The organism is Streptomyces sp. KLMMK, from assembly GCF_036961605.1.
GTDB lineage: Bacteria > Actinomycetota > Actinomycetes > Streptomycetales > Streptomycetaceae > Streptomyces > Streptomyces telluris.
In genome coordinates this window covers 1-8,405 of the sequence record NZ_JBAMDC010000288.1, presented here as the reverse complement: position 1 = coordinate 8,405, position 8,405 = coordinate 1, and the positions used below count along the sequence as shown (strand labels likewise).

Below are 8,405 nucleotides of genomic sequence, written 5' to 3'. Positions count from 1 at the left end.
TTTTCCCCCCCCCCCCCCCCCCCCCCCCCCCCCCCCCCCCCCCCCCACCCCGCGCGATATCGCGGCTCCCGAACCGGGCCGGGGGACTGCGCTGCGGTCGGTCGAGCTCTGGGTGTGCTGTGGGTGTTGCTGTACGGGTGGTGCTGTGGTGCGGTGATGCGGCGGTGCGGTGATGCATTGGTGGTGCGATGTGCTGTGTCGCGCCGTTCTCCGGGCGGTCAGCGGTGCGGCCGGCGGATTCGGCGGCGTCGGCTCAGGACGCGCCTGCCCGGGCCATCACGGCCGTCCCCTGGGCCACCTGCTGCCCGGACGCCGTACCCCGGACCGACGTACGCCGCCCCGAGCCGCCGGCGCCGTGGGCGCCCGCGCCGGAACCGGCAGCCGCCGGGGCCCGCCGCGGCTGCGCCGCGACGCCGTTCTGCACGTCCATCACGGCGTGCGCCACGAGCCCGCCCATGGGGTCGTGCCTGATCAGATCCCGCAGCCGGGAACGGGAGGACCGCCCCTCGTTGCCCGGGTAGAGGTGCTTGCCGAGACCCACCGCGTGGGCCAGGGCGGCGAGCGCCGCGGTCCGCGGGTCCGGCGGGACGCCGGTGCGGATCGCGCTGTCCAGTCGGGCCCTGATCTCCCGGCTGATCGCGGTGTCCGTCGCCTGATAGCGCGTCGTCGGCAGCACCCCGCACATCTGGCCCGCCACGGCATGCACCATGCCGCACCGCTCCAGGTGCGTGAGATACGTCTGGCGCAGCCCCAGCCGGGGCCCGCCGATCCAGTGGACGGCGCGGACCGGACTGCCGCGGCGGCGCAGCAGTTCGAGCGCGGTGTCCAGCGTCGGATCTCCTGTCGGCCGCGGCATCACCACGGCGATACGATCCCCGTCTGGGGCTATCCGTCCAGCCAGAGCCAGCTCCACTAGCTGTGCCCCGGCGAGACCCAGGTCGAGCGACTGCGGCTGCGCCGTGGTTCCCGTGGCCGGGTCCAAAGCGAGCAGCAGAAGCTCCTCCGGAATTGTTCTGCGGCTCCTGCCCATCCATGCCTCCCCGCGTGGATGACTGACAGGGTGACCCCTCTCACATTGGTCTGTCGAGAGTGCGTGGTGGCTTCGGGTGGGAACCGGTAGGTATGTCGTCTCGTCTAGCACGACGGTGAGGCCGGTCGATCCCTTCAAGCGGTGCGGTTGCGCGGTGACGGGGCTGCCGCACAGGACACTGGTAAGCGTTTGAGAAGGTTCGGCCTGCGGGGTGGGGAGCACCCCGCGGTGGCGTATCGCGTGGGAATTCGAGGAGGCATCGGTGGCGGGCGAGTCCCCCGGCAAGTCGGAGCAGCGGAAGTCGTCGGGGGAGACGGCTGGCGGCGAGCTCGACCCGCGACTCGGGGTTTTCCGGGAAACTTCCGGAAAGCCGTCCGGGAAAGCTGACGCGCCCGAGAGCGCGGATGCCGCGGATGCCGCCGAAGGCGGCCGTGAAGAAGTGTCCCCGGCGTCCGGTGAGGCCGATGCGGATGCAAAGGCCGAGACCTCTGCGGAGGGCTCGGCGAAGACCGGGTCCGCTGCCGGGGGCCGCGCGGCGGCCGGCGGTGACGCCCGCCTGAAGGCCGCTGTGGCGGCGTGGGTGGCCGGTACGGACGAGGAAGAGGCCGAAGGGGGCTCCGAGGCCTCCGACGGCCCGGGGAAGGCCTCCAAGGCCCCTGCCGCGGACGAGGCCGGCGAGGCCGGCGTGAACGGGGCCCCGTCGGGCAAGGGCAAGGCCGAGGCCGGGGCCGCTGCCGAGGACCCCGAGCCCGTCGACCGGGCGACGGCCGTCTTCCGTACGGTCCGGCCGAAGGCCGACGCCTCTTCCGGCGACGGTGACGGTGACGGTGACGGCAAGGCTGCGAAGTCCGCGAAGCCCGCCTCCGGCGAGGACGAGGACAAGGACGCCTCCTCCGCGGGCCGCCCCGCGAACGGCGCCCCGTCCGGCAACGACAAGCCCCAGAGCAAGGACAAGGGCAAGGACTCCGCGCCCGCCGACCAGGCCACGGCTGTCTTCGGTGCGGTCCGGCCCAAGGCCGGCGCCTCCGGTGCAGGCGCCCCGGTCGCTGCCGAGCGTTCTGCCGACGGCGCCCCGTCCGGCAACGACAAGCCCCAGAGCAAGGACAAGGGCAAGGACTCCGCGCCCGCCGACCAGGCCACCGCCGTCTTCCGTACGGTCCGGCCCAAGGCCGACGGGGTGTCCGGTGACGCCCCCGGTGCCGCGAAGGCCCCGGCCGCCGACAACCAGGACGGCGGGTCCGACAATCAGGCGACCGCCCTGCTCAAGGCCCCCGTCATCGGCGAGCCCGGCCGCAAGGACGGCGCTGCCAAGGGTGAGGACTCCGACTCCGAGCGCACCAGCCAGTTCGTGCCGCTGAAGTCGCTCGACGAGGCTGCCGCCAAGCCGGCCACCCCGGCCAAGACTCCCGCCAAGGCTCCGGCAAAGGCTCCCGCCAAGGACGCCCCCAAGGCTCCGGCCAGGCCCGCCCCGGCCAAGGACGCCGCCAAGGCGCCCGCCAAGGTCCCCGCGCCCGCGCCCGCCCCGGGCAAGCCCGCCATCCCGGTCAGCGTCACCCCGCCCGCCCCCTCCGAGCGGACGCAGCAGCAGCCGTTCCCCCCGGGGCCGGGCGGCGGCGGCCCCACGGTCCCCCCGGCGGCGGGACAGCCCGCGGCGCCGCTGGACCTGCTCGCCCAGCTGACCAACACGCCTCCGCCTCCGGAGACGCCCACCCGTACGATCCTGCGCCGGGTGAAGATCTGGACGCCGCTGGTCGTGCTGCTGGCGATCATCTTCTGCGTGGTGCAGGCGTTCCGCCCGCTGCCGGAGCCGAAGCTGGTGCTCACGGCGAAGAAGACGTTCACGTTCGACGGCGACAAGGCGCAGATGACGTGGCCGGCGACCGGCCAGGCGTACGTCGAGGTGGATGGCCTGGGCGCGCTGGGCGAGTCCGGCGAGGAGAAGCCCGTCCCGATCGCGAGCGTCACCAAGGTGATGACCGCGTACATCACCCTTCGCGACCACCCGATGAAGAAGGGTGACAAGAAGGGCGCGCTGATGACCGTCGACGCCAAGGCGGTGAGCGACTACCAGAAGGGCAAGCCCGAGGGCGAGTCCCTGGTCCGGGTGACCGAGGGCCAGAAGCTCTCGGAGTACGAGGCGCTGGAAGCGCTGATGCTGCCGTCGGCGAACAACATCGCCAAGCTGCTGGCGCGCTGGGACGCCGGTTCCGAGGAGGCGTTCGTCAAGAAGATGAACGACACCGCCAAGGACCTGGGCATGGTGAACACGACGTTCACCGACCCGAGCGGCTTCGACGCGACGACGAAGAGCACCGCGAAGGACCTGGTCAAGCTGGGCAAGAAGGCCATGGCGGACCCGGTCTTCAAGGAGATCTCGGGGCTGACGGAGTACATCGACAGCAACGGCGAGAAGCAGAAGAACTTCAACCCGATCGTTCCGCTGTACGGCACCGGCATCAAGACCGGTACGACCACCGCGGCCGGCGGCAACCTGCTCTTCGCCGCGGAGAAGAAGATCGGCGGCACCACGCAGCTGATCATCGGAGCGGTGCTGGCGCAGCACAAGACGCCGATCATCGACTCGGTGGTCGCGGCGACCAAGGACGCGATCGAGTCCGCGAAGAAGGCGCTCGAGGCGAAGACGGTCGTGAAGAAGGGCGACGTCGTGGGCGCCGTGGACGACGGTCTCGGCGGCCGCACCCCGGTCGTGGCGACCAAGGACGTCACGGCCGTCGGCTGGGCGGGCCTGTCCGTCGGCCTGGCGGTCAACGACGGCGGCCACAAGCTGCCGCACGCGGCGAAGTCCGGTGCCGAGGTCGGCATGCTGACCGTGGGCAGCGGCCCGGGCCAGGTCCGGGTGCCGGTGGCGCTGAAGGCGCCGCTGGCCGAGCCGGGCTTCGGCGCGAAGCTCACGCGCCTCGGCTGAGGTGCGCGGGGGCGGCGGTCGCCGTCCCTGCCGGGCCCTCGCGGCGTGCTAGCGTCGCGAGGGTTTGAGCACGGCCGCGCGCCGTGCCGCTACCCGCGGAACCGGGGCAGCGCGACGATGGGGGAAGACCTCCGGGGGAAGACGGGGAGAACTGCAGTGACCACCGTGGACCCGGCACGGGCCGGCAAGCCCGACGAGCCGGGTGAGCAGGACGGGCGGGATGCCGTCTTCCCAGGAGCCCCGCAGCCTTCCGGCGGCGCGGGCCTGCGCGGGCGGCTGAGGCGCGCGGGCCGCGCGGCGGCCGGCCGCCCCGTCCTGACCACCCTGTGTGTGGCGGCGGCGCTGCACGTGCTCTGGGTGTACGTGTTCGCGAACAGCGGCGGCGACCTGGCCGCCCAGGACGCGTGGGCCGAGTTCGTGGGCCAGCACCCCGACTCGGCGTACAACCTCGCCTGGTACGGCGGCATGCACCCCGTCTCGTACAGCGTGATCTCGCCGTACCTGATGGCCAGCATCGGCGTCCGCACCACGATGATGATCGCGGGCACGCTCTCGGCGGGCCTGATCGCCCTGCTGCTCGTGCGCAGCCGGGTCGTGCGCCGGCCGCTCGTGGCGGCCTTGTACGGCACCTTCGCGCTGACCTGCAACGCGATATCCGGCCGGGTCACCTTCGGGCTCGGCACGATGTTCGGCCTGGCGGCCGTCGCCGTGATCTTCGCGTGGCCGATGCGCTGGCGCTCGGAGGGCAAGTACCGCTGGGGCCGGGCGGGCCTGGCCGCGCTGGCGGCCGCGCTGGCGACGGCGTCGAGCCCGGTGGCCGGCCTGTTCGTGGGCTTCGTCGCGGCCGCCCTGTGGCTCGGCAAGCGGCGCCCGGCGGCGTACGCGCTGGGTGTCTCCCCGGCCGTGGTCGTGGGTCTGTCGGCGTGGCTGTTCCCGTTCTCGGGCCACCAGCCGATGGCCTTCGCCTCGGCGATCCTGCCGCTGCTGAGCGGCCTCTTCGGGGTGCTGTTCGTCCCCAAGGAGTGGCGCACGGTCCGGATGGCCTCGGCGCTCTACGTCCTGGCCGTCCTGCTGGTCTGGCTCATCCCGTCCCAGATCGGCACGAACGTCTCCCGGCTCGGCATGATCTTCGGTGGGACGGTGCTGGTCGCGGCCCTGCCGGAGCTGAAGGTGCCGCGGCCGGCGGAGCTGCTCAGGAGCGGCCTGCGCTGGACGGCGCTCATCCTGGCCCTGGTCACGTGCACGTCGTGGCAGCTGGCCAACGCCATCGGCGACATCATCCACACCACGCCCGCCGCTTCCTGGGCGCGCGAGCTCGCGCCCCTGGTGAACCGGCTGCAGCAGACCGACACGGCGCGGGGCCGGGTCGAGGTCGTGCCCGCCCGCAGCCACCGCGAGTCCTCGGCCCTCACTCCGTACGTGAACCTCGCCCGCGGCTGGAACCGGCAGGCCGACCGCGAGCGCAACCCGCTCTTCTACGAGCCCGGCCTGCTCACCTCCTCCAGCTACCGCGCCTGGCTCGACCGCTGGGCCGTGCACTACGTGGTGCTGCCCACCGACGAGCCGGACCCCGCGGCCGTCGACGAGGCCAAGCTCGTCGCCAAGGGCCAGCCCTACCTGCGCCAGGTGTGGTCGGACGACAACTGGCGGCTGTACGAGGTCGAGGCGCCGACGCCCCTCGCCGACCCCCCGGCGGTCGTGGAGCGCACGGACGCGGAGGGCCTCACGATCCGGGTGGACAAGCCGGGCCCGGTCCTCATCCGCATCCCGCACTCCCCGTGGCTGGGCCTGGTCGACGAGAACGGCAAGGACGTCAAGCCGCCGAAGGCGGGGCCGCGCGGCGAGCCGCCGGTCAACGTCAACGGCTGCCTGTCCAAGGAGGTCCAGGAGGCCCGCGAGGACCGGCCGGAGGACAGCTGGACGGTGCTGAACGCGCCGAAGCCGGGCACGTACCACATCGTGGCGCGCTACAAGCTGCCGCGCGGCACGGGCTGCCCGGACAACCTGGCGAAGTAACCCCGCCGGGAAGCAGCCCCGCCGGAAACCTCCGGACGCTTCCCGGCGCCTCCGGGTCACTCGCAGACGCGCGGCGGTGACCCGGCGGCCCGCGGCGGGGCCTTGAGGTCCTTCTGCACGCTGTCCAGATAGCCCAGCACCTTCTGCTGCCGCTCCGGGCCGGGGTCGCCGAGGTAGTCCAGGACGCCGTGCTGGAAGGCGAAGCGCATCCGGAGCGGCATGACGTCCGAGGCGTCCAGGCACTTGGGCCGCTGCCGGTCACGGAGGGCCTTGCCGATGGCGTCGTTGACGCGCTCGGAGGGTCCGGGCTGCGGCGCGTTCGCGGTGACGAAGAAGGGCCGGCCGGGGTTGCCCGGGTCCTTCGCGGCCTTGCCCGCCGCCCCCTGCTGCCCGCCCGTGCCGGGTCCGGGCGGTGCCTCGGCCCACGCCCGCTGGCCCTGCGGGGAGGCCAGGAAGCGCATCAGGTCCCGGGCCGCCGCGCTCTTCCCGAAGAGCGTCGCGAAGTCCGCCGACACCTCGGAGGAGGCGGGCCGGCGGGCGATGCCGGGGAGCACCTCCCGCGTGGGCACGAAGGCCGCGCGGCGGGTGTAGTCGGAGTCGCGGATGAACGAGCCCTGGTGCTGCAGGGCGCACGGCGAGGAGAAGATGCTCTTCGCGAAGTCCTGGCTCAGGGCGGCCGTGGCCGGTCCCCGGTCGAAGATCCCCCCGAACGTCCGCCAGGCGTCGGCCACCGCCCCGCGCGACCACTCCAGCTCGCCCCGGGCCCACTGCTCGTAGACCTCCTTGCCGCTCTGCTGCAGCAGGATGTCCTCGATCCAGTCGGTGCCCGGCCAGCCGGACGTGGCGTCGCCGCCCATGCCCGCGCACCACCGGCCGCCGCGGGCCGCGAGCGTGCGCAGGTCCTGCCGGCGGGCGGGGTCGTACCAGACGACGCTCTTCAGGTCGGCCTTGACCGCGATGGCGTAGACCTTGCCCCCGATCGCGGGGGCCCACAGCGGCCCGTACCCGTCCAGGGCGTCCCCGAGGACCGGGGCGAGCTCCCGCGGCGGGGTCTCCGAGCCGATGTACTCGCGCACTTCGCCGAGGCTCGGCAGGATCGCGACGTCCGGTGCGGTGCCCGCGTTCAGCCGGGAGAGCAGCACCTCGCGCAGGGCCGTGGTGCCCTGGTAGTCGACGTCGACGTGGTACTTCGCGGAGTACGCGTCGAGCACCTGGCGGAAGCGCGTCTCCTCGGTGTCCGTCCACGGGGCGAGGACGGTGATGCGCCCGTGGTGCTCGCCGCGTGCGTCGCCCGTGCCGACCGCGGAGAACAGCACCAGCCACAGGGCCAGCAGGACGGTCGCGGCCTCGAAGGAACGTATCCGCCGGCCGAGGCTCTGCGGGACCCGGGCGAAGCGGTACTCCTCGATGCGGGGCTGGAGGCCGAGGACGGTCAGGGCGGCGACGACGACGGCCGCCATGAGGATCCAGGCGGGGACGGCGGTCAGCCAGTGGGTGTCCTGCATGTGGCCGCGCACGGTCTCCGGGACGCTGCCGGAGACGTCGCCGCCGCCCGCCGCGCGGTAGGCCCGGCCGAGGTCGTCCTGGAGCTGCAGGGCGGCGGTCAGGAGCAGCGGTACGAGCCCCGCCAGCAGCAGGGTGGCCCCCGCGAGGGGGCCGTTGAACCGGCGGCGGAAGCGGCGCCGGAGGAAGAGCTGGGTGTCGACGAGCAGCCAGGCCAGCGCGCACCACAGCAGGACCGCCGCGCCCCAGGCGAGCTTCAGCAGCCAGCCGGCCGACGTCTGCGACTTCAGCACGGCCGCCTGCCGGTCCTGGACGCCCGCGAGCCGGGCGATGATGCCGCTCTTCTTGCGGTTCAGCGTGCTGTCGGCGTAGTGCAGGTAGGCGTCGCGCAGCTTCTCGTCGGCCTGGCTGCGGGCGGCCTGCCCGACGAGGTAGTCGTACGAGGAGAGCTGGCCGGCCACGGTGCTCAGGGCGCTCTGGCCGGCGGATCCCGCGACGGTGGTGGCGGAGGCCTTCTCCAGGCTCCTGAAGGCGGCGTTGATCTTCGCGCGGTAGTCCTCGCCGGTGCCCTCCGTGGCGGCGGCCGGGCTGTGCAGGGCGGCCGTCGCTGCCTTCAGCGAGTCCTGGAGAGCCTTCTCCGTCGCGGCGACGTGGCCCATCGCCGGCACGGTGCGGTCCGGCACCTGGGCGGCGTCCCGGCTCACCCCGTAGTACGCCGCCAGGAGGGCGCCGCAGGCGAGCACGGTCGCCACCAGCAGGGCGGCCGTCCGGCGTATCAGCCAGGGTCTGGTGTCCGCGGGGGTGGTCATGCGGCCGGCTCCGGCGGCTCGTGCTCCGGCCGTTCGTGCTCCGCCCGCCGGTGCCGCTCCGGCGGTGCGGGGTCCGCGAGGCGGTACCGGCACTGGGAGCAGACCTGCGCCGTACCGGGGG

4 protein-coding genes are annotated in these 8,405 nt (G+C 73.5%); 2 read left to right on the top strand and 2 right to left on the bottom strand.

Annotated features, from left to right (window positions below):
- Positions 1–253: 253 nt before the first annotated feature.
- The gene (locus V7793_RS28370; protein WP_179081288.1) at positions 254–1,030 is read right to left on the bottom strand and encodes a GOLPH3/VPS74 family protein; all 777 of its coding nucleotides are present in this window, start codon (positions 1,028–1,030) and stop codon (positions 254–256) included.
- 439 nt (positions 1,031–1,469) lie between these two features.
- Between V7793_RS28370 and V7793_RS28365 the strand changes: the two genes are divergently transcribed.
- Together V7793_RS28365 and V7793_RS28360 are read left to right on the top strand one after the other, a co-directional pair.
- Positions 1,470–3,956 (top strand): D-alanyl-D-alanine carboxypeptidase family protein, encoded by a 2,487-nt coding sequence (locus V7793_RS28365; RefSeq protein ID WP_336011546.1) that lies wholly within the window; start codon positions 1,470–1,472, stop codon positions 3,954–3,956.
- A 156-nt stretch (positions 3,957–4,112) separates the two neighbouring features.
- Positions 4,113–5,972 (top strand): MFS transporter, encoded by a 1,860-nt coding sequence (locus V7793_RS28360; RefSeq protein WP_443058012.1) that lies wholly within the window; start codon positions 4,113–4,115, stop codon positions 5,970–5,972.
- Between the two features lie 56 nt (positions 5,973–6,028).
- Here the strand turns inward: V7793_RS28360 and V7793_RS28355 are convergent, their stop codons facing one another.
- Positions 6,029–8,284 carry an ABC transporter substrate-binding protein gene (locus V7793_RS28355; RefSeq protein ID WP_336011543.1) on the bottom strand — a complete coding sequence of 752 codons (2,256 nt, stop codon included), beginning with the start codon at positions 8,282–8,284 and terminating at the stop codon, positions 6,029–6,031.
- Between the last annotated feature and the right edge of the window lie 121 nt (positions 8,285–8,405).